This window comes from Acinetobacter yuyunsongii (assembly GCF_041021915.1).
Lineage (GTDB): Bacteria > Pseudomonadota > Gammaproteobacteria > Pseudomonadales > Moraxellaceae > Acinetobacter.
This window is the reverse complement of the sequence record NZ_CP157435.1, coordinates 1321370-1344995: the sequence shown is the minus strand read 5'-3', so window position 1 is coordinate 1344995 and position 23626 is coordinate 1321370. Positions and strand designations below refer to the sequence as shown.

The 23626-nt window shown below is 36.5% G+C and carries 26 protein-coding genes, 1 tRNA gene and 2 pseudogenes; 17 read left to right on the top strand and 12 right to left on the bottom strand.

Annotated features, from left to right (window positions below; all coding sequences use genetic code 11):
- Positions 1-72 precede the first annotated feature (72 nt).
- Positions 73-1158: a tRNA (uridine(54)-C5)-methyltransferase TrmA gene (trmA, locus tag ABLB98_RS06430; protein WP_348883254.1), complete on the top strand. Its 1086-nt coding sequence runs from the start codon at positions 73-75 to the stop codon at positions 1156-1158.
- A 249-nt stretch (positions 1159-1407) separates the two neighbouring features.
- Positions 1408-1635 carry a hypothetical protein gene (locus ABLB98_RS06425; protein ID WP_004661846.1) on the top strand — a complete coding sequence of 76 codons (228 nt, stop codon included), beginning with the start codon at positions 1408-1410 and terminating at the stop codon, positions 1633-1635.
- A 46-nt stretch (positions 1636-1681) separates the two neighbouring features.
- On the opposite strand, the gene ABLB98_RS06420 is transcribed toward ABLB98_RS06425, so the two are convergent.
- Positions 1682-2377 carry a phosphodiester glycosidase family protein gene (locus tag ABLB98_RS06420; protein ID WP_348883252.1) on the bottom strand — a complete coding sequence of 232 codons (696 nt, stop codon included), beginning with the start codon at positions 2375-2377 and terminating at the stop codon, positions 1682-1684.
- Between the two features lie 214 nt (positions 2378-2591).
- On the opposite strand from ABLB98_RS06420, the gene ABLB98_RS06415 reads away from it, so the two are divergent.
- Positions 2592-3125, top strand: coding sequence for a lecithin retinol acyltransferase family protein (locus ABLB98_RS06415; RefSeq protein WP_348883261.1), 534 nt, complete (start codon positions 2592-2594; stop codon positions 3123-3125).
- A gap of 129 nt (positions 3126-3254) precedes the next feature.
- Positions 3255-3712 (top strand): annotated as a pseudogene (locus tag ABLB98_RS06410) (GNAT family N-acetyltransferase).
- Positions 3713-3808: 96 nt separating this feature from the next.
- On the opposite strand, the gene ABLB98_RS06405 reads toward ABLB98_RS06410, so the two are convergent.
- Positions 3809-4387 carry a YceI family protein gene (locus ABLB98_RS06405; protein WP_005159723.1) on the bottom strand — a complete coding sequence of 193 codons (579 nt, stop codon included), beginning with the start codon at positions 4385-4387 and terminating at the stop codon, positions 3809-3811.
- Between the two features lie 227 nt (positions 4388-4614).
- Between ABLB98_RS06405 and ABLB98_RS06400 the strand changes: the two genes are divergently transcribed.
- Positions 4615-5025, top strand: coding sequence for an OsmC family protein (locus ABLB98_RS06400; protein ID WP_005159721.1), 411 nt, complete (start codon positions 4615-4617; stop codon positions 5023-5025).
- A 13-nt stretch (positions 5026-5038) separates the two neighbouring features.
- On the opposite strand, the gene ABLB98_RS06395 is transcribed toward ABLB98_RS06400, so the two are convergent.
- The 4 genes from ABLB98_RS06395 to ABLB98_RS06380 form a co-directional block, all read right to left on the bottom strand.
- A complete protein-coding gene (locus ABLB98_RS06395) occupies positions 5039-5539 on the bottom strand; it encodes a hypothetical protein (RefSeq protein ID WP_348883251.1) in 501 nt (166 codons plus the stop codon).
- 67 nt (positions 5540-5606) lie between these two features.
- Entirely contained in the window at positions 5607-7595 is a 1989-nt protein-coding gene (gene tkt, locus ABLB98_RS06390; protein ID WP_348883250.1) for a transketolase, read from the bottom strand.
- Positions 7596-7838: 243 nt separating this feature from the next.
- Entirely contained in the window at positions 7839-8291 is a 453-nt protein-coding gene (locus ABLB98_RS06385) for a transposase (protein ID WP_348883249.1), read from the bottom strand.
- On the bottom strand, positions 8257-8637 hold the full coding sequence (locus ABLB98_RS06380; RefSeq protein ID WP_348883248.1) for a transposase family protein: 381 nt from the start codon (positions 8635-8637) through the stop codon (positions 8257-8259). The genes ABLB98_RS06385 and ABLB98_RS06380 overlap by 35 nt, the downstream gene beginning before the upstream one ends.
- A gap of 268 nt (positions 8638-8905) precedes the next feature.
- Between ABLB98_RS06380 and metK the strand changes: the two genes are divergently transcribed.
- Positions 8906-10072: a methionine adenosyltransferase gene (gene metK, locus ABLB98_RS06375; protein ID WP_348883246.1), complete on the top strand. Its 1167-nt coding sequence runs from the start codon at positions 8906-8908 to the stop codon at positions 10070-10072.
- 50 nt (positions 10073-10122) lie between these two features.
- Here the strand turns inward: metK and ABLB98_RS06370 are convergent, their stop codons facing one another.
- A complete protein-coding gene (locus ABLB98_RS06370; RefSeq protein WP_087535893.1) occupies positions 10123-10380 on the bottom strand; it encodes a hypothetical protein in 258 nt (85 codons plus the stop codon).
- Positions 10381-10609: 229 nt separating this feature from the next.
- On the opposite strand from ABLB98_RS06370, the gene ABLB98_RS06365 reads away from it, so the two are divergent.
- Positions 10610-10792, top strand: coding sequence for a hypothetical protein (locus ABLB98_RS06365; protein ID WP_087535894.1), 183 nt, complete (start codon positions 10610-10612; stop codon positions 10790-10792).
- 43 nt (positions 10793-10835) lie between these two features.
- Here the strand turns inward: ABLB98_RS06365 and ABLB98_RS06360 are convergent, their stop codons facing one another.
- From ABLB98_RS06360 to ABLB98_RS06350, 3 genes are all read right to left on the bottom strand, one after another.
- Positions 10836-11390, bottom strand: a complete 555-nt coding sequence (locus ABLB98_RS06360) for an FxsA family protein (RefSeq protein ID WP_348883245.1) — start codon at positions 11388-11390, stop codon at positions 10836-10838.
- Positions 11391-11590: 200 nt separating this feature from the next.
- Positions 11591-12025: an I78 family peptidase inhibitor gene (locus ABLB98_RS06355; RefSeq protein WP_348883244.1), complete on the bottom strand. Its 435-nt coding sequence runs from the start codon at positions 12023-12025 to the stop codon at positions 11591-11593.
- A gap of 156 nt (positions 12026-12181) precedes the next feature.
- Complete coding sequence (locus tag ABLB98_RS06350; RefSeq protein WP_005159687.1) at positions 12182-12343, bottom strand: hypothetical protein; 162 nt, start codon at positions 12341-12343, stop codon at positions 12182-12184.
- 188 nt (positions 12344-12531) lie between these two features.
- Here ABLB98_RS06350 and ABLB98_RS06345 point away from each other — a divergent pair.
- The 3 genes and pseudogenes from ABLB98_RS06345 to ABLB98_RS06335 all read left to right on the top strand — a co-directional run.
- Positions 12532-12867 (top strand): annotated as a pseudogene (locus tag ABLB98_RS06345) (transposase); the annotation flags it as partial.
- Positions 12868-13118: 251 nt separating this feature from the next.
- The gene (yegQ, locus tag ABLB98_RS06340; RefSeq protein WP_348883243.1) at positions 13119-14483 is read left to right on the top strand and encodes a tRNA 5-hydroxyuridine modification protein YegQ; all 1365 of its coding nucleotides are present in this window, start codon (positions 13119-13121) and stop codon (positions 14481-14483) included.
- Positions 14484-14485: 2 nt separating this feature from the next.
- Positions 14486-14740, top strand: coding sequence for a YfhL family 4Fe-4S dicluster ferredoxin (locus ABLB98_RS06335; RefSeq protein ID WP_087545682.1), 255 nt, complete (start codon positions 14486-14488; stop codon positions 14738-14740).
- Positions 14741-15132: 392 nt separating this feature from the next.
- On the opposite strand, the gene glyA is transcribed toward ABLB98_RS06335, so the two are convergent.
- Positions 15133-16389: a serine hydroxymethyltransferase gene (gene glyA, locus ABLB98_RS06330; protein WP_005159681.1), complete on the bottom strand. Its 1257-nt coding sequence runs from the start codon at positions 16387-16389 to the stop codon at positions 15133-15135.
- A 162-nt stretch (positions 16390-16551) separates the two neighbouring features.
- On the opposite strand from glyA, the gene ABLB98_RS06325 reads away from it, so the two are divergent.
- Positions 16552-17394 (top strand): DUF695 domain-containing protein, encoded by an 843-nt coding sequence (locus ABLB98_RS06325; RefSeq protein WP_348883242.1) that lies wholly within the window; start codon positions 16552-16554, stop codon positions 17392-17394.
- A gap of 55 nt (positions 17395-17449) precedes the next feature.
- Here the strand turns inward: ABLB98_RS06325 and ABLB98_RS06320 are convergent, their stop codons facing one another.
- Positions 17450-18688 (bottom strand): prolyl oligopeptidase family serine peptidase, encoded by a 1239-nt coding sequence (locus tag ABLB98_RS06320; RefSeq protein ID WP_348883241.1) that lies wholly within the window; start codon positions 18686-18688, stop codon positions 17450-17452.
- 265 nt (positions 18689-18953) lie between these two features.
- Between ABLB98_RS06320 and ABLB98_RS06315 the strand changes: the two genes are divergently transcribed.
- The 6 genes from ABLB98_RS06315 to queF all read left to right on the top strand — a co-directional run bounded on the left by ABLB98_RS06315 (position 18954) and on the right by queF (position 23600).
- Entirely contained in the window at positions 18954-19646 is a 693-nt protein-coding gene (locus ABLB98_RS06315; protein WP_087535901.1) for a 3'-5' exonuclease, read from the top strand.
- Between the two features lie 139 nt (positions 19647-19785).
- Positions 19786-20358, top strand: coding sequence for a hypothetical protein (locus tag ABLB98_RS06310; RefSeq protein WP_348883240.1), 573 nt, complete (start codon positions 19786-19788; stop codon positions 20356-20358).
- Between the two features lie 119 nt (positions 20359-20477).
- Positions 20478-20553 (top strand) — tRNA-Arg (locus tag ABLB98_RS06305).
- Positions 20554-21082: 529 nt separating this feature from the next.
- Positions 21083-22018: an ABC transporter ATP-binding protein gene (locus tag ABLB98_RS06300; protein ID WP_087535903.1), complete on the top strand. Its 936-nt coding sequence runs from the start codon at positions 21083-21085 to the stop codon at positions 22016-22018.
- Positions 22015-22788 carry an ABC transporter permease gene (locus tag ABLB98_RS06295; RefSeq protein ID WP_005159666.1) on the top strand — a complete coding sequence of 258 codons (774 nt, stop codon included), beginning with the start codon at positions 22015-22017 and terminating at the stop codon, positions 22786-22788. Before ABLB98_RS06300 ends, ABLB98_RS06295 begins: the two co-directional genes overlap by 4 nt.
- A complete protein-coding gene (gene queF, locus ABLB98_RS06290) occupies positions 22785-23600 on the top strand; it encodes an NADPH-dependent 7-cyano-7-deazaguanine reductase QueF (RefSeq protein WP_348883239.1) in 816 nt (271 codons plus the stop codon). The genes ABLB98_RS06295 and queF overlap by 4 nt, the downstream gene beginning before the upstream one ends.
- Positions 23601-23626 lie beyond the last annotated feature (26 nt).

The window sequence follows — 23626 nt, the reverse complement described above, 5'->3', positions numbered from 1 at the left end:
ATAATTTCCCTGCACCTTTAACTGCTTTTTTGATACCATTCGGCTTTAGATTTCAGCTGTAGCTTTCTTTTTATGACCGTATCTTATCAACAGCAACTTCAAGAGAAAGTTGAACGCATTACCACACAATTCGCTCCGTTCAATCCCCCAACTTTAGAAGTGTTTCAATCACCTGAACAACACTTTCGTATGCGCGCAGAGTTTCGTATCTGGCATACCGAAAATGATTTGTTCTATGCCATGTTTGAACGTGCTGAAGATGGTAAACAAAAAGAAGTGATACGAGTTGATGAGTTTCCTATCGCAGATCAAAGCATCAACGACTTGATGCCACGTTTATTAGAAGAATTAAAAAAAACTCCTATTTTATCGCAACGTATTTTTGAAGCTGATTTCCTCGCCACATTGAGCGGAGAAATGTTGGTGACTTTAATTTATCATCGCCGTTTAGATGCAGATTGGGAAATCGCTGCGAAAGCTTTAGCAGAAAAGCTGAATATTAAAATTATGGGGCGTAGCCGTGGCCAAAAAGTGATTATTGGTGACGACTACGTGGTGGAACAACTCAATGTTCATGGCCGTACTTTTAAATACAAACAAATTGAAAGTAGCTTTACACAACCCAATGCACAAGTGTGCCAACATATGTTGGAGTGGGCTTGTGATGCTGCTGAAAGCTCTGAGAAAGACCTATTAGAATTGTACTGTGGTAATGGTAACTTTACTCTACCACTCTCTTTGAAATTTAAACGTGTCCTTGCAACTGAACTTGCTAAATCTTCAGTCTACGCAGCGCATTGGAACATTGAGCAAAACCAGATTAAGAATATTCAGGTGGCGCGTTTATCTGCCGAAGAATTTACTCAGGCGTATCAAGGTGAACGTGAATTTAGACGTTTGCAGGAAGCTCAGATCGACATTCAAAGCTACGACTTTGACACGGTATTTGTCGATCCACCGCGTGCAGGCATTGATGACGAAACATTGAAACTCTTACAAGGCTTTAAGCGTATTCTTTATATTTCATGCAACCCAGATACCTTACACGATAATTTAAAAACACTCAGTCAAACACATCGTATTATAAAATTTGCTATGTTCGATCAATTCCCTTTTACTCATCATGTGGAATCTGGTGTATTGCTCGAAAAGATTTAAACAAATTATTGCAAAGTAACCATTAAAAATAGAGAGTTCTCATAACTCTCTATTTTTATTTAAAGTTTTTACTAGAAAAAATGATGTTTTTCAAAGATCAAGTCATTCAACTGTCATAATTTCGTTAGAAACAAAAAGAATCATCGAAAAAATTGAAGATCAACTGCTGCTTTTATCACTTAAGCTGACTTGTATTTTATTTTAAAGTGACTATATTTCGATCTATGTTAGGTTGTATATGAAGGCTCTATGAGTTTTTGGCAAAAATTGTTTAATGCAGATCAGCAATATAATGAACACAAGAACCAAACCTCTTGCGTTGAAAATGATTGTTCTTGCAAATCAAATGAACAACTACTGGATGCTTTAGTCAAAGCGACAGATGAAGATGTGATTAAAGGTATAAAGAAAGTCCTCATTTCCCGAGGCTATAGCCGCAAAGAGCTTCTTGCTCTTATCAAAACGCCAATTCAATAAAAATAAACGCTTCTCATCTTCTAATGCCTAGAAGATGAGAAGTTGATTAATTACAATTCTCTTGAGCAATTTCAGCAACGATTGGACCTAAATTAAAAGTCTTGTCATGACGTTTAGTTTTGGATAAATATAAACTTGAAATTGAACCATCGAGATACAACGCATTATCAATTTTTAAATTTTGCTTGAAAAATTGTGCGAACTGATAAAAATTGACCCGTTGTTGTGAAATCACAAAATACAACTGATTATTTCTAACACCGACTCCATTTCTTATTTTTAGAGAATTTGAATCTGCTAAAAATTGGCGATTTACTTGGCCTTTATAAACCAACATTGGTCCAGACTGCGTAGCAAACCGTGGCTTAAATCTCATGGATTTATAATCTGTCGTTGTTTTAATTACAGCATATTTATCATTCCATGCAAGCACGCCATTTGGTTGCATAAAAAAATTACCAAATCCTTGCGCTTCATTAAGTTCAACAATTTCTTTACCCTCCTCAACATATAAACCGACAGGTTGAAAATCAGGGTGATACATACCTGCGTTCATAGCAAAACTTAACTGTTCACATGTTGGAAGCATTTTTTGGATATGAGCAAATTTTTGATAATAACGAGCTGTCTTTGGATCTTTTAGGAAAAGTCTGAGTTGCTGTAAATGGTCTACTTTAATTACATCGTATGAAATATTGTCTACTTTAATTATTTGATGCTGCATCGCATAAACATGAGACATACAAATACTGACCAATGAGGCTATAAACCATTTTTTTTAGCATAATTTAATATTGTTCAAATCGACTAACCGCATTGTCCCACAATGTGTTTCAACATAAAAAGAATAGATACAATCTCCACACATAATCGTATAAATGAGTCTTTAAATGCACTCGATAGATTTATATTTTTTGATTAAAATACATCTGTAAATACAATAGTCTTGTATGAGTATGCAGCAAATACAACGACATTTCCCTCTCGGTGCGCACCTAATTGTTAAACACTTTGGCTATAGTCATCATGGTATTTATGCAGGTCGTGGGCGAGTGATTCACTATTCAGGTTTTGCCCATATTTTTAAAAAACGTCCGATTGAAACAACCTCACTGCAACGTTTTGCACATGGCAAAACAATCCATATCAAGAATTATCTATCCCCTCGCTACAAGGCCAAAGCTGTAGTAATGCGTATGCGTTCACGTATGCATGAAAACCAGTATCATTTGATTATCAATAACTGCGAACATTTATGTACATGGGCAATTACAGGTGTTGAGTCCAGCACGCAGGTTGAGCGTATGCAACGCCGTCTTGCGACCATTGGTTATATCAGCTCAGTCATGAGTTATATGAACAGCATTATGCTGACGATTGCGACGGCTTGTTTTGCAATTGTTTTATACATCAAAATGATGCTACGCAGACAAGCTAATAAATCTATGCCTGAATATTTATTGCCAGAAGAAAAACAGGCGAAAGATTAAAACGCGTAGCCTTTATCAGATTAATGATTTATCGTTTATATTAACTCCCATAGATTCGGACATTTCATTAGGGTCAGATAAAACATGAACTTTCATATTCGCAATGAACAACCATCCGAAACTTAGGCTATTTTTAATTTAACTGAGATTGCTTTTAAAGATCAGCAATATTCCAGCCATACTGAACAGTTTATTGTGAATGCGCTGCGTAATTCAGGTCAATTAACCCTTTCACTGGTTGCTGAATATAACAAGTGATGGGGCACATTGCATTTTCTCCCGTTTCCATCTCAGATCAATCAACTGGCTGGTATGGTCTTGGGCCAGTCTCAGTTCAACCTGAATATTAAGCATAAAGTATTGGCTCAAAGCTAATCAATGATGGTTTAGCGGCATTAAAAGATTTGGGAGCAGCAGGATTTGTATTGCTTGATGAACCTGAATATTATGGCAGATTTGGCTTTAAAGCGGATTCAAGACTGGTTTTAGAAAATGAAGCTGCTGAATATTTTCAGGTGCTTGCTTTCTCCAAAACCATCCCAACAGGTAGCGTTGTTTATGCCGAAGCTTTCAACGCAACAGCATAATATTGAATCAATACACCAAATTTACACGCAAAATTAAAAAAAGCTCAGGGATTAGTTCCATGAGCTTTTTTTATCAATCTAACGATTTGTTTGATATTACTTTGCAGCAGTTGCTTCAGTCGTAATATTCACAGTGATCTTATCTCCAACATTCGGCACGTAGTTACCGATACCAAATGCAGAGCGGTTAAAGCTTGTTGTTGCATTGAAGCCAATCGCAGGTACTTTCGCCATTGGATGCTCGCCTTGTTTATTCAGCACAGCATCCAATACCACCGGCTTAGTCACACCTTTAACGGTTAAATTACCTGTAATTTTGAAGTGTTTCTTGTCTTTGGTTTCTACTTTAGTACTTTTAAAAGTAATGTTTGGATATTTCGCAGCATTAAACCAAGCTTCTTCTTGGAATTCTTTATCCAAAGCAACAACATTGGTATTTACGCTGCTTAAAGGGATCGTCACTTCTACAGATGAATTTGAAGGTTTTGCATTATCAACTTTAATTGTACCTTGAATATCAGTGAAGTTTGCACTCGGCGTAGAGAAACCAAAGTGATTCCAGCTAAATACTGTTGCTGTATGTGTTGGATCGATTTTATAGTCTACTGGCGCAGCTAAAGTTACAGAACTTGCGATAGCAGCAGCTAAACCGAGGCTTAATGTTTTAAATTGCATTTTTCGTATCCTTGTTTGATATAAGCAATAGTTTATAGATCAAGTATTTTTATTCACTATTCTTTATAAAACGATATGTTTCATCCGTGCAACAATAAAAACGTTACAGCACATATCAAACACAATTATCATAAGACCATTAGGTAGTGGACAATTGATCTGAGGAATAACATGATCGATTGATAAATTTAGATTTAAATTCTTAAAGATATACAACAAGGTAGAATATGACTCATACAGTTCAAGCTCTAAATACCCCAACCCCTTATCGTGTTACGCTTACGGATTCTTCGGGTCATACTTGGTATGCAGATGAACCAACAGATAAAGGTGGTCAAGATACAGCACCAAATCCAATTCAACTGCTTCTTTCAGCTTTAGGTGCGTGCACAACCATTACACTGGAAATGTATGCAAACCATAAAGGAATTAAACTTGATCATGTTCAGGTTGATTTGGCTTTAAATCCAAATGGTGAACCTGAATCAGGTCAAAATAATATTGAGCGTAAAATTACGCTAAAAGGTGAATTTACCGAAGATCAGCACAAACGATTACTCAAAGTAGCTGAAAGCTGTCCTGTGCATAAATTATTAACGTCGAATATTTCAATTCAGAGTGAATTAAATATCGGATGAGAGACCTATTACACTAAATTTCAATTACATCCGTGTACCATTCCAATGAGCCACTCATAGAGATATCTATTGCTAGATCGACAATATTTGTGAACTCATTTGGAATAAATGAATATAAATTTTCCCCATCAAAATGAATCCAAAATTCAGGTGGTGGAGTATCACAACCATCGATAAAGCCACCTGTTTCTTTTTCACCCAAACAGTCAAACATTGATGAATGTACATCAAATACTAAGATTTTACCCTTTAACTTTATTAAACTTGATGTGCACTCATATTTGGTCCGAGCTTGAATGGCCTCTTCAAAATAAGTTTGCATATGATAACTATAACCATCTAAGTTTAGGTCACTCTTGTTATTTATTGAACATTCTCGTAATGCACAATATAAAAAATTATATTTTGCGCACTGCCAAAGCATTTCTTTTTTATTTAGATTTTCCAAATACCAATATTTAATATCATTTAATATTTCATCAAAAGCATGAAGTTCAAATTCTTTTACCGTCATAACACCTCAACCTTATGAATACAAAAAAGCGCCCTATTCAGAGCGCTTTTTCTACCACTTAATTCGATTAAGCCGTCAATTCTTTAACCGCAGCAACAACTGCTTCAGTAGTGATACCGAAGAATTGGAACAAGTCTTTGGCTGGTGCAGATTCGCCGTAAGTGGTCATACCAATCACTTTGCCATCTAAACCAACAAACTTCCACCAGTAATCAACATGAGCCGCTTCAACCGCTACACGGGCACGAATATGTGCAGGTAATACAGCTTCACGGTAAGCAGCATCTTGCTTCATAAACTCTTCAGCACATGGCATAGACACGACACGCACACCTTCAAGTTGTGCATATGCTTCCATCGCCAATGAAACTTCTGAACCAGTCGCAATAATGATTGCTTTCAACTCACCTTTTTCTTCTGCAAGTACATAACCACCTTTTGCAGCGTTTTGAATTTGAGCTTCATTACGTGCTTGGAATGGCAAGTTTTGACGAGAGAAAATTAATGCGGTTGGACCATCTTTACGTTGTAACGCAGATTTCCAAGAAATTGCAGCTTCAACTGTATCGCATGGACGCCAAGTATTTAAGTTTGGTGTACCGCGTAACGATGCAATTTGTTCGATTGGTTGATGCGTAGGACCATCTTCACCCAAGCCGATCGAATCATGTGTATAAACATGAATCACGCGTTGCTTCATCAATGCCGACATACGTACAGCATTACGTGCATATTCCATAAACATTAAGAATGTTGCAACGTAAGGAACAAAACCACCGTGTAAAGCTACACCATTCGCAATTGCAGTCATACCGAATTCACGAACACCGTAATAAACGTAGTTACCCGCAGGATTGTCTTGTACGCCTTGGCAACCTTTCCAAAGTGTTAAGTTAGAGCCAGCCAAGTCAGCAGAACCACCTAATAATTCAGGGAGTAATGGACCGAATGCCTGTAAAGTATTTTGGCTTGCTTTACGTGTTGCAATTGTTTCTGCTTTTGCATTTGTTTCAGCAATGAATGCATCGGCTTGTGCAGCAAATTCTGTAGGTAAATCACCGTTGATACGACGTAACAATTCAGCTGCTTCAGTTGGATATTTTGCTTGGTATTGAGCAAATAATTCATTCCAAGCTGTTTCAGATGTTTGACCTTTTGCCTTTGCATCCCAAGCAGCATAAACATCTTCAGGAATAACAAATGCGTCTTCTTTCCAGCCTAATGCTTCACGTGTTAAAGCAATTTCGTCTTTACCCAACGGCGCACCGTGGCAATCTTCTTTACCTTGTTTATTCGGAGAACCTAAACCAATAATCGTTTTAGAGATAATGATCGTTGGCTTATTGCTTTCAGCTTTCGCTTCAACAGTTGCTTGACGAATCGCATCAGCATCATGACCATCTACGCGAAGCACTTGCCAACCATAGGCTTTGAAACGTTGTTCAGTATCATCACTGAACCAGCCTTCTACTTCACCATCAATCGAAATACCGTTATCGTCATAGTACGCAATCAGCTTACCTAGACCTAAAGTACCTGCAAGTGAACATACTTCGTGCGAAATACCTTCCATCAAGCAGCCATCACCAAAGAAGCAGTAAGTGAAGTGATCAACAACGTTTAAACCATCTTTGTTAAATTGTGCAGCTAAAGTTTTTTCAGCTAAAGCGAAACCAACTGCGTTAGCAATACCCTGACCTAATGGACCAGTTGTTGTTTCGATACCTGGTGCATAGCCATATTCTGGGTGACCTGGTGTTTTAGAATGTAATTGACGGAATTGTTTTAAATCTTCAATAGATAACTCATAACCTGTCAAATGCAATAATGCATATTGCAACATTGAGCCGTGACCATTTGACAATACAAAACGGTCGCGGTTCGCCCACTGTGGGTTGCTTGGGTTATGATTTAAAAATTCGCGCCAAACTACGTCAGCGATATCTGCCATCCCCATTGGAGCACCAGGATGCCCTGAGTTTGCTTGTTGCACAGCATCCATAGCCAAGACACGAATTGCATTTGCAATACGACGTTCATTTAAAGGGGTTGTCATAAGTCAGAATCCGATTAAATCAAATAAGATGAGAGAAGATGAGAAATCATCTTTCAAAAACTGCGACTATTGTCTTAAAAAAACAAGATGGGGTAAAGTGCAATACACGATATTTCTTATATTTTGATCATTCAAATACAATTCTTTATATAAATACTCACCATCTAAACAACCACTAAAATGCATTCACGCCAATATGAAAATTTACAATTCAGAAAAACTTTATTAGACCTCTTGCAAAAATCATTTTTTAACCAACTCCATGTTGTAAATTGCAGCAATTAAATTCAGACGTAAACCCATGCGTTTACACCTATTTCGGTAACGTGTAGCCAGAATTCTAAAGGTCTTTAATTTTCCATTGACGTGTTCAATTCGAATACGACGTTTACTAATTTCCCGATTTATTTGCTTCTGTAATAAAGTTAACGGCTTCTTTTTACTTGCCTTGAATGGCATCAGGCATTTTATCCCCAAACGATTTAAACCTAAATAACCTTTATCAATCAGCATAAAGGCTTGATATCTCTGCTTTTTACGTTGAGCCTTAAACAACTGGAAATCATGTGTACTCCCATGTGTAAGACCTAATGAAATAATCTGCATCGTTTCATAATGAATGATGAGTTGAGCTTTGATCGTATGTCGTTTTTTCTTACCGCTATAGAATCTTTTCTGTTTTTTTTGGACGCTCAATTGTCATTTCAGTTGCATCGACAATAACAACATTCCAATCTATCCCTGCACCATGCGGTAGTTTCTTAGGTAAATGAAATTTATCAGATTTTATTAAAATATTTTCTATTTTATGAATAATTCTGGACGCAGTTGATTCGTGGATTCCATAACTCATAGCAACATGAAAGTGCGTGCGATATTCACGCCAATAACTTAGCGTCATTAACAGTTGGTCTTCAAGTGAAAGACTCGAAGGTCTACCTCGTTGAGTATTGACTTGGCTTGACTCTAATACTTCAAGCATTTCTAAAAAGGTTGAGGGTTGTATTCCAATCAGTCGTTTAAACTGACTATTTGATAGCATCTTTACTTTTTCATATTTCATGTACTCATGATAGTAGAACATGACTTTTTAATGTGGATAAAAAACAAACAAAACGTTGATCGTTTTTTGATTTTTGCAAGAAGTCTATTAATTAAAGCATTAATATTAGTTCTACTGATACACATATCAATAAAAACACAATGAAAATGAAATAAATTCATGCATTTTAGTCAGCTTATGCTAGTCCTATCCGCCAAGTCGATGTAACATACTCTGTCTTTTTGAAAATAACCATGATAGGACGTTCATGCGCGAGTATGCTGTTTTTACTTCAGAATCTGTAAGCGAAGGTCATCCAGACAAAATGGCTGACCAAATTAGTGATGCTATTTTAGATGCAATCCTAAAAGAAGACCCGTATGCGCGTGTCGCTTGTGAAACATTAGTAAAAACAGGTGCGGTTGTTCTTGCTGGTGAAATTACAACGACAGCAAATGTCGACTTTGAAGCAATTGTGCGTCAAACCGTGAATGGTATTGGCTACCATCACTCAGATTTAGGTTTTGATGGTTCAACATGTGCCGTGATCAATATGATCGGTAAACAATCTCCTGAGATTGCACAAGGTGTTGACCGCCAGAAACCTGAAGATCAAGGTGCTGGTGACCAAGGCTTAATGTTCGGTTATGCAAGTCGTGAAACTGACGTACTCATGCCTGCCCCAATTTCTTATGCGCATCGTTTAATGGAGCGTCAAGCAGAATTACGCCGTTCAGGTGCTTTACCTTGGTTGCGCCCTGATGCAAAAAGCCAAGTAACATTTGCTTATGAAAATGGTCTGCCAGTTCGTCTAGATGCTGTGGTACTTTCAACTCAGCACGATCCTGAAATTAGTCAAGCTAACTTAAAAGAAGCTGTGATTGAAGAAATCGTAAAACCGATTATTCCTGCTGAAATGTTCCATGCGGGTACAAAATTCCATATCAATCCAACAGGTATGTTTGTGATTGGTGGCCCTGTAGGTGACTGTGGTCTAACTGGTCGTAAGATTATTGTAGATACTTATGGCGGCATGGCACGTCATGGTGGCGGTGCTTTCTCTGGTAAAGATCCATCAAAAGTTGACCGTTCTGCGGCCTATGCAGGTCGTTATGTTGCAAAAAATATTGTTGCAGCCGGTTTAGCGGATAAATGTGAAATCCAAGTCAGTTATGCAATTGGTGTTGCTGAACCGACTTCGATTTCAATCAATACCTTCAATACAGGTAAAGTATCAGACGAATTAATCATTCAATTGGTTCGTGAGCACTTTGATTTACGTCCATACGGTATCACTCGTATGCTGAACTTAATTCAGCCAATGTATAAGCAGACAGCTGCTTATGGTCACTTTGGTCGTGAAGGTTCAGATTCTGCATTTACTTGGGAAAAGACAGATAAAGTCGACGTTCTTAAAGATGCTGCGGGACTATAAGTTTATCGCTTATAAAAAAGTTCGCAAATTGCGAACTTTTTTATTTATTATTATTTATTAGATTCAGCACTATCTTGTTTAAACATTTCAAATAAAGAACTTGTCTGAGTTGTTTGATCTTCCTCATAATGTAATGAATATACATGTACCATCTTAATTACAAGTACAACTACAAAACATGCAGCCACACAGAACATCCATAAACCATAAGGACTTCTAATATGCTGAGAACCACAATAAGGGCATTCCTTATCTGTTGAAGCGACTACCTTGTCACAACATGCGCAATGATATTGATATAACATCATTCCTCCATCCACTTACTATTTACAACAATTTCTTTCGTAACACTTTTATCCTATGAGAAAAAAAATCAGAATTCAATCTAGTTTTAAAGGCAATTCATTCAAATTAACAATTCTCTTCGATACATTGTAAAGAAGATATGCAAAGCTAGATTCAACTAACGCTCAGTATTATTTTGATCTTTCACATAATTTGTTAAAATATATCTTTTAAATCATAGATGACATTACTATGACTCAATTGATCAATAAAGGTGGATTTCGTGAACGAGCTAATCGAAGTCGTTCATATAAACAATCTGAAAATGAAATAACAAATCTCCCTCCTACCCACTATCAACCTCAGAGCAAAGAACAACAAACACCAGACAAAACAGAATCTAAACAAGAGCAAAGTGTAAAAAATAAAGCATAAAAAAGCACATCAACTAGGATGTGCTTTTTAAGCGTATCAACGACTAATTAACATCTTTGAATTCAATTTTCTTTTGATCAGGTTGAACTTCTCTCGCTTCGCCATCAATAATGGTTGAGTCACGATATTGACCACCACCTTGTTGTTGATTCTGCATGTCCTGCATTTGACGCATGAGATCAGCAAATGGATTCTGACCAGCAGCATTACCACCCATCATTTGATCCATCATCGCCTGTTGACGCTTTGCCATTGCTTTCATCAACATATTTCTAAACGCTGTTTGAACTGCAGGAATTAAAACCAATACAGCCAATACATCAGAAATTAAACCAGGAATCATTAACAAGAAACCCGACATTGCAATTGCTAATTTTTTAGTAACAGCAGGATCAGCTCCAAGTTTACCTGTCATCTGCATTTGTTGCAATTGCGGCATAATATTAGATGTACTAGAACGAACGAGATTCAAACCCACGAAAAAAGTTATAACAAACCAAAAGAATACGTACCACATACTCCCAACAAGGTCGCCCACGCCGATCCATACTAATATCTCAGCAATTGCGCCAAACACTACGATAAGAAGTAGATTCATGTCAAAGTTTCGTCTATCTCAAAAATTAGAAAATAAATACAGTGATTATACTTTTGGTTAAAGCCAAAACGAAAAATATTACTGCGATATTATAATTGATGGGTACAAAAGTAGATTTATCAAGGTCTATCTTTCATTTAGATGAGAAAAGCTTTCAAATTGGTAGATACCAACTTGAAAGCAAGAACCTAGTTCACCAATTAACCACAATTTGCGCTAAGAATTTTTTTAGATTGCGGATCAATCATTACCGTCACTCGATTTTCACGGTAATCCATCGTTACGGGCTGATCTGGTCCTACACTACGCACAATTTCGGACTTGGTTTTTTGCTTAATTTGCTGTTCGGTTAAACCAGACTGCCCTACAAGTTTTTGTGCTTCATCAGCAACACATTTACTTTGATTTGCACGGAAAAATGTCCATTCCTCAATCACTTGCCCATTAGGCAATTTACAATATCCAGCCTGACCATTTGCCTCATTGCGAATCTCAAGCTGACCTCCTTGTTCAACGCAGTATTGGCTTGCAGGATTTGCCTTACCAATTTTAGGTGGAGTAACATCCTTGCTGGGTGTTAAAGAACACGCTGTTAATGTAGTAAGTGCTAAAGCTAAAAATAGAATTTTCTTCATAATTTGAAATCTTGCAAAAATTTAAAGATAACAAATAAATCAAAATATTATGTCTATTACTTGAAACAAAAACCCCAATTTCAGATCAACAATACATAATAGATAAGTCTATAAACAATCGGTTTTTGTCATTTATAAGCTCCTTTAAATTCAAAATTATTGAATAATGATATATTCAACACGAATAGCCTCATCAATCAAATACTGATCCTTAATCACATAGAAATAAGGTTTGTGTTCAAGCCACTCATCGATTGCTAAAATGGCATTTGTATACCCAGTCAGAGCTGAGAAATCTTTTATTTCAATGGCATCCATAGGCTTATCCTTTTTTCTTAAGCCTAGCATAGAGTGAATATTTAGATATAGTTTAAAATTCAATCTTAATCGTCATTTTTATTGATGTTAGAAGGCTTTGTTGCACAAAGCTATTCTTGAAGGCTTCTTCAGCAATATAATTTCTAGTTGAAGAAGCCTGTGACTAAAACCTACCGTACAACTAATGTTTGAATTGGACAGCACCAGATTACTCCACCCTCTGTAGACGACAAAAGCATATTGATATTCCGAGCCGACAAATCTTTTTAGATCGAGATGCACATGCAGTCATTACTACTAGGAAGCATGCAAAGCTTTGGAAAGATAAGAAATTAAGATATTTAGAGAGGAATGAATTATTAAAAACAGTCAAACGGGTAGGTAGGTCACTCTGGAAAAAATGGTCTGGTTATCATCATCGAAGTTTAGTGGAAACCAAAATGCATTGCATCAAATTATTAGGTGATAAATTAACAGCAAGGAGTTTTCCTAGTCAGATGAATCAGATTCATTCACATGTATAAATTTTTAATAAATTCAAACAATTAGACAACTTTCATATCCAAGTTATCACTTGAATTTAGCTCAATTAGGGTAGCATTGTCTTTCAAACCTTTGTGCAACAAAGCCAATATAATTTATAAAGTTGCAGTAATTCTAGAGTTATTTTTTTATATGAGAGAAAAACAGCTATAATTCCGAGCAAAATGCTTGGTTGAATCTTAGTAATTATATTTTTAAAATAATTCCCTATTTTTTATATGCCTTTTGCATCATGATTACTGAATTACTCTCTCCTGCTGGTTCACTTAAAAATATGCGTTATGCTTTTGCTTATGGAGCAGATGCAGTTTATGCAGGACAACCACGTTACAGTCTCCGTGTTCGTAATAATGAATTTGATCATGAAAATTTAAAAATCGGAATTGATGAAGCACATGCATTAGGCAAAAAATTCTATGTTGTTGCTAATATTCAGCCACATAACAGCAAACTTAAAAATTTTATTCGTGACATCGAGCCAATTATTGCGATGCAACCTGATGCATTAATTATGTCGGATCCAGGCTTAATTATGATGGTTCGTGAACATTTCCCTGACATGCCTATCCACCTTTCGGTACAAGCCAATGCGATTAATTGGGCAACTGTAAAATTCTGGAAAAACTATGGTTTAAGCCGAGTCATTCTTTCTCGTGAACTCGCATTAGAAGAAATTGAAGAAATACAGAAAAATGTACCAGAAATTGAACTTGAGGTTTTTGTACATGGTGCGCTATGCATGGCCTATTCAGGACGATGTTTACTCTCAGGTTATATGAATAAACGAGATGCAAATCAAGGCGCATGTACCAATGCTTGTCGTTGGGAATATAAAATTCATAAAGCACAAGAAGATGCCAATGGTGACGTGATTCCTGTTCAGCAGATAGAACAATCCAAACAATGCTGTTCCAATAAAGCTCAAGATGACCTAGTTCAAAGTGTTTTAGTACAACGTAATGATGAAGAAATGTTTGCGGCTGAAGAAGATGAACATGGTACTTATTTCATGAACTCAAAGGACTTACGTGCCATTCAACATGTTGATCGTTTGACTCATATGGGAATTGCTTCACTTAAAATTGAAGGAAGAACAAAATCCTATTTTTACTGTGCTCGAACAGCTCAAATTTATCGTAAAGCAATTGATGATGCGCTATCAGGTCAACCATTTGACTCAAGTCTAATGGATCAACTTGAAGGTTTGGCAAATCGTGGTTACACAGAAGGATTTTTACGTCGCCATGTGCATAGCGATTACCAAAATTATGAGGATGGTTCATCACATTTCGACTATCAACAGTTTTGTGGTGAGATAATTGAGCGCAATGGCGACTATGTTCAAGTCGAAGTTAAAAATCGATTTTTAGTTGGCGATACACTTGAGCTCATGACTCCCAAAGGTAATCTTGTCTTCACTTTGACTGAAATGCGTGATTTAAAAGGTCATCCAATCGACAATGCAAAAGGTTCTGGACATATTGTGGAAATCCCACTTTCAGCAGATATCGATATTGCTTATGCCTTATTAATCCGTCATCTTCCACACGCCAAAACGCAGTTAAAAACTGATGCCCTTGCATATTCGGCAGATTAAATATGGCGCTATTCATTACCACAGCATGTATCAACTGTGATATGTGCTTGCCAGAATGCCCGAATCAAGCGATTTATGAAGGTGCAAAAATCTACGAAATTGACCCACAACGTTGCACTGAATGTGTCGGCTTCTACGAATCACCCACATGTATTGCAGTTTGCCCTATTGATTGCATTAAACCTGATCCTTTACACATAGAGAGCAAGGATCAACTGCAAATTAAATTTAATAGTTTAAATTTATTAGGTAATTAGAGGCTTACACAATATAAGTGAATCACTCAATCGCATATCAATCATCGATTATCATCTCTAAAAAGAAAGCAATATTTACGGACTTAGGCAAAACACTGGCATCAAACTTGCTTTTTAGTATTACGTTTTTAACAATTAGAGAAATTTGCTCAGCTTGTTGATTATCATAAGGCTTTTGAAACTGTCGCACCTCATGTTTGAATTCGCCTTCAAGATACACAAATTGTCTTTACTCGTACTGTAACACATGCTGAATTATTCAAGTAACATCAATACAAAAAGATTCAGCCGAAAAATTGAATTCTTTTAGCTAGCTCCAATAAATCATCACCATAAAAAACACCCCAAACCAAAGTTTGAGGTGTGTTTAGAATTTTATTTAGCGAAACAAATTACGCAGCATAAACTGGGAATTTAGCGCACACTGCTTCAACTTTCGCTTTCACATCAGCAATCACTTGTTCATTACCTTTACTGTCGATAATGTCGGCGATCCAACCTGCAAGGTCACGAACTTCATCTTCACCAAAACCACGAGTGGTTACAGCTGGCGTACCAATACGAATACCAGAAGTCACGAATGGAGAACGTGGGTCATTTGGAACAGCATTTTTATTTACTGTGATATGAGCAGCGCCTAACCATGCATCAGCATCTTTACCCGTTACATCTTCTTGTTTAATTAAAGATAATAAGAATAAATGGTTATCAGTACCACCAGATACAACATCATAACCACGAGCAATGAATACTTCAGCCATTGCTTGAGCATTCTTAACAACTTGCTGTTGGTAAGTTTTATATTCAGGTGCCATAGCTTCTTTAAAACAGATTGCTTTAGCAGCAATTGCGTGCATTAAAGGACCACCTTGGTTGCCTGGGAATACAGCTGATTGAAGTTTCTTCTCGATTTCTTCGTTTGCTTTTGCAAGAATTAAACCAGAACGTGGACCACGAAGTGTTTTATGTGTAGTCGTTGTCGTTACATCAGCAATTTGAACTGGATTTGGATAAACACCAGCAGCAACTAAACCAGCAACATGCGCCATATCAACAAAAAGGTAAGCACCAACTTTATCCGCGATATCACGGAAACGTTGCCAATCTACAACACGGCTATAAGCAGAGAAACCAGCTACGATCATACGTGGCTTATGTTCTAAAGCTAAACGCTCAACTTCTTCATAATCGATTTCACCTGTTTCAGGGTTTAAACCGTACTGGATCGCATTATAAGTTTTACCAGAGAAGCTAACTTTAGCGCCGTGAGTCAAGTGACCACCGTGAGCCAAGCTCATACCTAATACTGTATCACCAGGATTAAGAAGCGCTAAGTAAACTGCTGAGTTTGCTTGTGAGCCTGCATGTGGTTGTACGTTTGCATAATCTGCTCCAAACAACTCTTTCGCACGGTCAATTGCAAGTTGCTCAATAACGTCAACATATTCACAACCGCCATAATAGCGTTTGCCCGGATAGCCTTCTGCATATTTGTTAGTAAGTTTCGAGCCTTGAGCTTCCATTACAGCTTTAGAGCAATAGTTTTCAGAAGCAATTAACTCGATGTGAGCTTCTTGGCGGTCGCCTTCCGAAGCAATCGCTTGAGCTAATTCTGGATCAAATTCAGCAATAGAGATATTGGCAAACATTAGCGGAGGGTCCTATAAATTAGGGCTTTTAAGCCGTGCTAAAGATTGGTGCGAATTATAGCATGAAGTTTACTGTTACAGAGCTTGATATTTATTTAATTATTCGTGAATTTGACTGAATTTAGCTGTTAAGCTATCGATAAAAATTCACAAGAGCTAAATATGTTTTCTTTCTTAAAATTTTGGCATAAAAAAAACAATACTTTTCAAGAAGATTTACAAAAAAATGATTCACCTGATTTAGCTCTTGAAGTTCCAGAAGACTGGAACTTTTATATGTGCCAAATAGATGAAGTTCCTGCAAGTTACTTTCTAAATCTAGCTCTGGCTAAAATTGCCCCTATAACCAATAGATCAACCCTACTTTGGGTTGAAATAAAGATGAACTGCTCAAGAGAGGATGGATTATCTTCAAGTGAAGAATTTGAACATCTCGCTCAAATAGAAGATCAAATTATTCCTGCTCTTACAAGCGAACTTGCTATCTTGTATGTTGGTCGTTTAACACATAATCATTTAAGAGATTTATATTTTTATTGTGAAGATGGAACAGATCCAGAACATATCATTAATGAGGTAATGCAGTTTTATCCAGAATATCGTTATAGGTTTGGTCAGAAACTTGATTCAGATTGGTCAACATATTTCAATTATATGTATCCAAGTAAAGAAATTATGCAAACCATTTCGAATCGATCTGTAATTGAAAATCTTCAAAATCATGGAGATAATCTTGAAGTTGCTCGAGCTATAGATCATTGGATATATTTTAAAAATGAAGTGGATCTGAATAAATTTGTGGAAATAATATTATCGTGGGATTTTCAAATAAATCAAAGAAACAAAATAGAGGAATATGATGGTTTTCCATACCAATTACAAATTTCTAAAACTGAATTTGTTGATCAGCAATCAATAGATCACTGTACATTACAGCTTTCGCAATTAGCGAATCAGTTAAATGGTGAATATGACGGTTGGGAAACCGTGGTCATTAAAAAATAGACAGAAAAGCCCAATCCTCAACACACAGAATTGGGCTTTTATAAAACTTAAATTCTTAATTACTAGCAGGCATTACTGATTTGACATCATTCACAATATTTTCAATATTAAGCACATATGCCGTTCCATGATCCCATTCAGGATTTGTTACATATCGAATAGTAGATCCCTTATTAGCTGCATCAAATACTAAAGCATCCGTTGCTTCTTTTGGTACAGTTGTATCTTTTGCTCCCTGATAAATAACAACAGGTTGATTAAGCTTAACTTGTGCAGGTTGAGAATCTTTTTCTAAAAACTCTTTCACCAAAGGTAAAGCCATAAAGTTTGTTTGGGTACGTGGGTAATTTTTCAAATCAACATTTGTTTTTAAATAATTTTGCATCCCGCTAACAAACTCATTGCCTAACGCACCTGAGCAGTTTGACTCAGCTTTACTCGCAATTAAGTCAGTTGGTGATTTAAATACATTTGAATAACTGAATGTTAAATTATTATTTCTTAGACCTGCAGTAATCAATGCAGTAAAAGTATCAAGTTGTGCATAAACTGGAATTTGAAAGTTTACAGGCGCATCTTTTACAGATAGCTCTCCATTTGTTAAAATTGCACCAAGATTAGATGCGGGTGCTACAGCAATCGTTCCTTTATAGTCTAATTTTGCGCGACTCGCATATTGAGCTGCTCCTAATGCGGCTTGTCCACCTTGTGAATGCCCGACCGTCATCCATTGACGTGATGTCATTTTTCCTTGACTAGATAAATATGATCTAGCTGCTACTACAGCATCTGTAATAGAATATGCCTCACTTTTTACATTTAAAAATGGATGAAGTTCACGCCCACTCGGTTCGCCAAGCCCTTCATAATCAGGCGCAACGACAATGTAACCTGCTGCCAAAAATTTACTAATCATTGCATACACATATTCATTAGTCACATTACGACTCGGTGCGCATATATCAGCCACACCAGTTGTTCCATGCGCCCAAGCGACAATTTTCCAACCATCCACTGGCATCGTCCCTTTCGGAACAAAAACTAAACTTGTTGCCGTCGTTTCTTGACCATTTTGACCTAACATTTTATAAGTCATAACAGAGCTTTCTGACGCTACAAGACTAAAATCACTTTTTGTATATGCTGTTGGCATGCCAACAACAGGGTCTTTGATATTATTTTCAGGAATCTCAGGTTTAGGTACAAAAACTGCCGATTCATTATCGTCGCCACCACAAGCTGTCAAAAACAAAGTCGTGCTCAGCATTGCAACCGTTAATAGTTTAATTTTCATTTAGTTTTTCCTTAACTATCTTCTTTTTTGATTTTGTCCTTAGATGTTATTTTTCTAAGGCAACTACGTCCATAACAATTACGCCTATTACAAAATTGTTTCAAGTATTTTTTTATATCCTTTTATATTTGTTTTTTATTTGCGCAATACACTACTAATTTATTTAAAATCCAATCAATCTAAGCATGATTAAGCACAGCTCATCCTAAATTTCTTGTAAGATAAAAAGTCTGAGAGACTATCCTACCCAATTAGGTTCAACTTTATGCAAGCCATTATTTTAGATACGGAAACACATACATTAAATGGTTTGCCTATAGAAATTGCTTACGCGCCAATTGAAATTGAGCATGGAAAGCTGAGCTTAGATAAGAAAAAGATTTTTGATCAGCTGTATCAAGTTGGTCAACCTATCTCTTATGCCGCGATGGCGGTGCATCACATATTAGAATCAGACCTAGCTGATCAACCTTTTTACAGTGAGTTTCAACTGCCTGAACAAACCCAATATATTATCGGTCATAACGTTGATTACGATATTACAGCTATTGCAAAGTGCGGCGTAGATACATCAAAAATTAAACCAATTTGCACTTTAGCACTTGCACGTCGTGTTTGGGAAAATGCGGAAGCACATAATATTTCAGCCTTAATTTATCTGATCTCCAAGGGCAGTGATAAAGCTAGAGAAATGCTCAAAGGTGCTCATAGAGCTGATGCTGACATTATTTTAACAGCTAATATTTTGATGCATATCATTCATCAATTAAACATTGAAAATATTGAACAGCTTTATATAGCTTCAGAAGAAGCTCGTATTCCAAAGAATATTACTTTTGGTAAACACAAAGGTACTGCGATTCAAGATCTTCCAACGGATTATATCCAATGGCTTTTACGCCAAGACGATCTTGATCTCTATTTACGTAAGGCATTGGAAACAAAATTAGTTAGATAAGCCCTCTTAGAAAATTTTTAAATTATTTTCCAGCCATTCCAATCAAGACAATGATATTTAATAAATTGTTAATATTATTGTCATTTTTTAACTTTATCTTAATCCTCATGCTAGATCTTAGGCTTGTGGGGATTAAGAAATGTCTAATTTTTTCAAAACTGAACTCGGGCAAAATGCCCTGCAACAACGTGATAGTGCTTTAACTCCACGCCAGCGTCGTTTATTGCTTTTGATTGATCATGAAGATTTTCAAGAACTTGATCATGGATATAAAGAAAGAATAGCACCTACGGAATTAGTTCAACAACTGATTGATATGGGCTTATTAGCACATCAACAACCCGAATCCATACATATTGAAGAAGAAGTCACATCAGAAGAGAATAATACTTCTACGAAAATCTCACACATTCAACCAGATCAAAATAAAAACATATCTAATCCAGCAGAAAATCTTGAAGCAGAAATTATTACCTTAGAAAAACTTCCTTTTATTGAAATCCAACAAGTTATGATCCAAACCTTAACAACTTATTGTGGTTTAATGGCGAGACCATTAATACAAAAAATACAGATAATCAAAAACCTACAGCAATTAAAAGCTTGCCAAATGCAATGGATTACTTTTCTACAAGAATCACGAATTCCACCAGCACAATTGAATCAAACATTGAAGTTGATTAATTATTCAGTACAGCATTTGCAAACATAATTGAAATATTTTGGCAATTAAAGTTCAAAATCGTTGTTTTAATAAACAATAGATCATATTGCTTACGTCTTTATATTTACCTATATGTATTTTTTGCCTATGATGTGCCACACATGTATGCGCTCATAGCTCAACTGGATAGAGTACAGGTCTCCGAAGCCTGTGGCGTGGGTTCGAGTCCCGCTGAGCGCACCAAATTCGTTTTTCAATTCATATCAAAAGCATTGCACAATAAGAACTCTTAATTTAAGTTTATTATCATAACTTCCCATGCTTTCCCAACTATTACCGTAATTGATGCGGTAAAGATTGCGGTAAACCTTAAATTACTCAAAAAAGTTACCGTAAAGATGCCAAAACAAATCGTTGGCTTTTCTCTATTATTAATTAGCTGTATTTATTTAATTACTTTTTTAATAAAAATTCTTCTTTTTCAAAATCAATTTATCGTTAAGTCTTAAGCTAGCAACAAAAGTCTTAAAAGCTACGCTCTATTGCTTACGATTATTTTGATAATCGTACCTATAGTTGATGCGATACTTAAAACTCTAAGAGTTTGATAATAAATAAAAAATTTAATATTTGACAATTTAAAAGTAGATCATTTTACAAAATTATCGAATTAATCGTTCTATTTCTAAAACGCCAGAAACCTATTTTTCTACTTGGTTTATTTTTTCATATCACTCAAAATACGCATTCTATTAAATAACGTGAGACGTTCATGACTGATGCTTTGGTGTTGAGCGATTTGTCCAAAACTTATCGTAATGGTTTTCAGGCGTTAAAAGGTATTGATTTGACCGTACCTGAAGGTGAATTTTATGCATTATTAGGTCCCAATGGTGCGGGTAAATCTACAACGATTAGTATCATTAGCTCTTTAACCAAAAAAACATCGGGTACAGTGGAAATCTTTGGGCATAACTTAGATACCCATCCATCCCATGCGAAACAATGTCTTGGTGTTGTTCCTCAAGAGTTTAATTTCGGTCAATTCGAAAAAACTTTCGATATCTTAGTGACACAAGCAGGTTATTACGGCATTCCTAAAAAACATGCTGAACAACGTGCTGAATATTATTTAGAAAAACTCGGTTTATGGGAAAAACGTAATATTCAATCACGTATGCTTTCAGGTGGTATGAAGCGTCGTTTAATGATTGCACGTGCCATGATGCATGAACCTAAGTTGCTGATATTAGATGAACCAACTGCGGGTGTGGATATTGAGTTACGTCGTTCAATGTGGGATTTTCTCACTGAAATGAATGAAAAAGGTACATCAATTATTTTAACGACACATTATTTAGAAGAAGCTGAGATGCTTTGTCGTCGCATCGCAATTATTGATCGTGGTGTGATTAAAGAAGATACCACCATGAAAGGCTTTCTTAATCAGCTCAATGAAGAATCATTCATCTGTGACCTCGCTGAACCTATTGAAAATTTGCAACTGGATATCATCGGCTTCAAATTTAATTTAATTGATCCAATGACATTAGAAGTCACTATGGATAAAGCCCATAGCATGAATGATTTGTTTTTACTATTACAATCACAAAATATTCAAGTCAGCAGTATGCGCAATAAATCCAATCGTTTGGAAGAATTATTCGTGAAAATGGTCGAGAAGAATCTTGCTGGAGCGAATCAGTGAACTTTAATCAATTAAAAACAGCACTTTGGACTTTGGTTGTTAAAGAAATTCGCCGTTTCATGCGGATATGGCCACAAACTTTATTACCACCAGCAATCACAATGAGCCTATATTTTGTGATTTTTGGCAACTTAGTTGGCTCTCGTATTGGCGAAATGGGTGGCTTTAGCTATATGCAATTTATTGTGCCAGGCCTGATCATGATGGCGGTAATTACCAATAGCTATGCCAACGTTTCATCAAGTTTCTTTAGTGCCAAATTTCAAAAAAGTATTGAAGAACTGATCATGAGCCCTGTGCCCTTACACCTGATTCTTTGGGGCTATGTGATTGGTGGCGTATGTCGTGGTGTGTTGGTCGGTTTGATTGTGACCATCATGAGTTTATTCTTTACTCACTTAGAAATTTATAATCTATTCGTTACTATATATACTGTCATTATTACTTCACTATTATTCTCGCTTGGTGGTTTCATCAATGCGGTTTATGCGAAGTCATTTGATGATATCTCTATTATCCCGACTTTTGTATTAACTCCACTTACTTATTTAGGTGGTGTCTTTTATGCGATTAGTGCGCTTAGCCCATTTTGGCAAAATTTATCTTTAGTCAATCCAATTGTATATATGGTCAATGCTTTCCGTTTTGGCATTTTAGGGCACAGTGACGTCAATGTAACGTTCTCACTAAGTATCGTTACACTATGCTGTGTTGCGCTCTATGCAGTTGCTTATCGTTTATTAGCTCGTGGTTCAGGAATGCGTGAATGAGTGTTGAACATTCTTTATTGGGTAAAGACACCCAATACCCTACTCAATATCAGCCCGATGTTTTATTTCCAATTGCTCGCGCTGAGTCTCGTCAACAGTATTTGCATGTTGAAGGAATTACACAAGGTAAAGACTGGTGGCATGTATTTGAAATTTCATGGCTGAATCATCTTGGTTTACCACAAGTGGCGATTGGTCGTTTAACCTTACCCGCCAACTCCCCCAACTTAATTGAATCAAAGTCACTTAAACTTTATTTCAATAGCATGAACTTTACTCAGTTTGAGTCTCAACAAGCTTTTGTCGAAACGGTTGAACGTGACTTATCCAATGCGGCGGGTGGAAAAGTTGAACTAGAATTATTCCAAGTTGATGATTTAGAAATTTCTAAACCGCAAGGGATTTGTATTGATGATCTCATCCCTGAGCGTCTATCTGAGCATCCAGATTCAACTCTATTAAGGTTAGATCCTGCGACCCAAGAAAGTGTTGAAATTGAACTTTACTCTCATCTTTTAAGAAGTAATTGTCCAGTCACAGGACAACCAGATTGGGGTACGATTTTTATTCGTTTTCAAGGTAAAAAACCTTGTTATCGCAGCATATTAGCCTATATTATCTCGTACCGTCAGCACAATGGTTTCCATGAGCAATGTGTCGAGCAAATATTTGCTGATATTTGGCAATTGCTTCAACCTGAAAAGTTGATGGTCTATGCAACCTATACACGCCGTGGAGGCTTGGATATTAACCCATGCCGTGTATCAGACTTGTCATGGATGCCCGAGCCAATTCGCTTGGCGAGACAATAAAACGAATAAATTTGATATAGAGGAAA

Excerpts from the sequence above, each read along its gene's own strand:
- trmA (WP_348883254.1), top strand. The coding sequence starts at position 73 with ATGACCGTATCTTATCAACAGCAACTTCAAGAGAAAGTTGAACGCATT.
- ABLB98_RS06425 (WP_004661846.1), top strand. The coding sequence starts at position 1,408 with ATGAGTTTTTGGCAAAAATTGTTTAATGCAGATCAGCAATATAATGAA.
- ABLB98_RS06420 (WP_348883252.1), bottom strand. The coding sequence starts at position 2,377 with ATGTCTCATGTTTATGCGATGCAGCATCAAATAATTAAAGTAGACAAT.
- ABLB98_RS06415 (WP_348883261.1), top strand. The coding sequence starts at position 2,592 with ATGCAGCAAATACAACGACATTTCCCTCTCGGTGCGCACCTAATTGTT.
- ABLB98_RS06405 (WP_005159723.1), bottom strand. The coding sequence starts at position 4,387 with ATGCAATTTAAAACATTAAGCCTCGGTTTAGCTGCTGCTATCGCAAGT.
- ABLB98_RS06400 (WP_005159721.1), top strand. The coding sequence starts at position 4,615 with ATGACTCATACAGTTCAAGCTCTAAATACCCCAACCCCTTATCGTGTT.
- ABLB98_RS06395 (WP_348883251.1), bottom strand. The coding sequence starts at position 5,539 with ATGACGGTAAAAGAATTTGAACTTCATGCTTTTGATGAAATATTAAAT.
- tkt (WP_348883250.1), bottom strand. The coding sequence starts at position 7,595 with ATGACAACCCCTTTAAATGAACGTCGTATTGCAAATGCAATTCGTGTC.
- ABLB98_RS06380 (WP_348883248.1), bottom strand. The coding sequence starts at position 8,637 with ATGCTATCAAATAGTCAGTTTAAACGACTGATTGGAATACAACCCTCA.
- metK (WP_348883246.1), top strand. The coding sequence starts at position 8,906 with ATGCGCGAGTATGCTGTTTTTACTTCAGAATCTGTAAGCGAAGGTCAT.
- ABLB98_RS06370 (WP_087535893.1), bottom strand. The coding sequence starts at position 10,380 with ATGATGTTATATCAATATCATTGCGCATGTTGTGACAAGGTAGTCGCT.
- ABLB98_RS06365 (WP_087535894.1), top strand. The coding sequence starts at position 10,610 with ATGACTCAATTGATCAATAAAGGTGGATTTCGTGAACGAGCTAATCGA.
- ABLB98_RS06360 (WP_348883245.1), bottom strand. The coding sequence starts at position 11,390 with ATGAATCTACTTCTTATCGTAGTGTTTGGCGCAATTGCTGAGATATTA.
- ABLB98_RS06355 (WP_348883244.1), bottom strand. The coding sequence starts at position 12,025 with ATGAAGAAAATTCTATTTTTAGCTTTAGCACTTACTACATTAACAGCG.
- ABLB98_RS06350 (WP_005159687.1), bottom strand. The coding sequence starts at position 12,343 with ATGGATGCCATTGAAATAAAAGATTTCTCAGCTCTGACTGGGTATACA.
- yegQ (WP_348883243.1), top strand. The coding sequence starts at position 13,119 with ATGATTACTGAATTACTCTCTCCTGCTGGTTCACTTAAAAATATGCGT.
- ABLB98_RS06335 (WP_087545682.1), top strand. The coding sequence starts at position 14,486 with ATGGCGCTATTCATTACCACAGCATGTATCAACTGTGATATGTGCTTG.
- glyA (WP_005159681.1), bottom strand. The coding sequence starts at position 16,389 with ATGTTTGCCAATATCTCTATTGCTGAATTTGATCCAGAATTAGCTCAA.
- ABLB98_RS06325 (WP_348883242.1), top strand. The coding sequence starts at position 16,552 with ATGTTTTCTTTCTTAAAATTTTGGCATAAAAAAAACAATACTTTTCAA.
- ABLB98_RS06320 (WP_348883241.1), bottom strand. The coding sequence starts at position 18,688 with ATGAAAATTAAACTATTAACGGTTGCAATGCTGAGCACGACTTTGTTT.
- ABLB98_RS06315 (WP_087535901.1), top strand. The coding sequence starts at position 18,954 with ATGCAAGCCATTATTTTAGATACGGAAACACATACATTAAATGGTTTG.
- ABLB98_RS06310 (WP_348883240.1), top strand. The coding sequence starts at position 19,786 with ATGTCTAATTTTTTCAAAACTGAACTCGGGCAAAATGCCCTGCAACAA.
- ABLB98_RS06300 (WP_087535903.1), top strand. The coding sequence starts at position 21,083 with ATGACTGATGCTTTGGTGTTGAGCGATTTGTCCAAAACTTATCGTAAT.
- queF (WP_348883239.1), top strand. The coding sequence starts at position 22,785 with ATGAGTGTTGAACATTCTTTATTGGGTAAAGACACCCAATACCCTACT.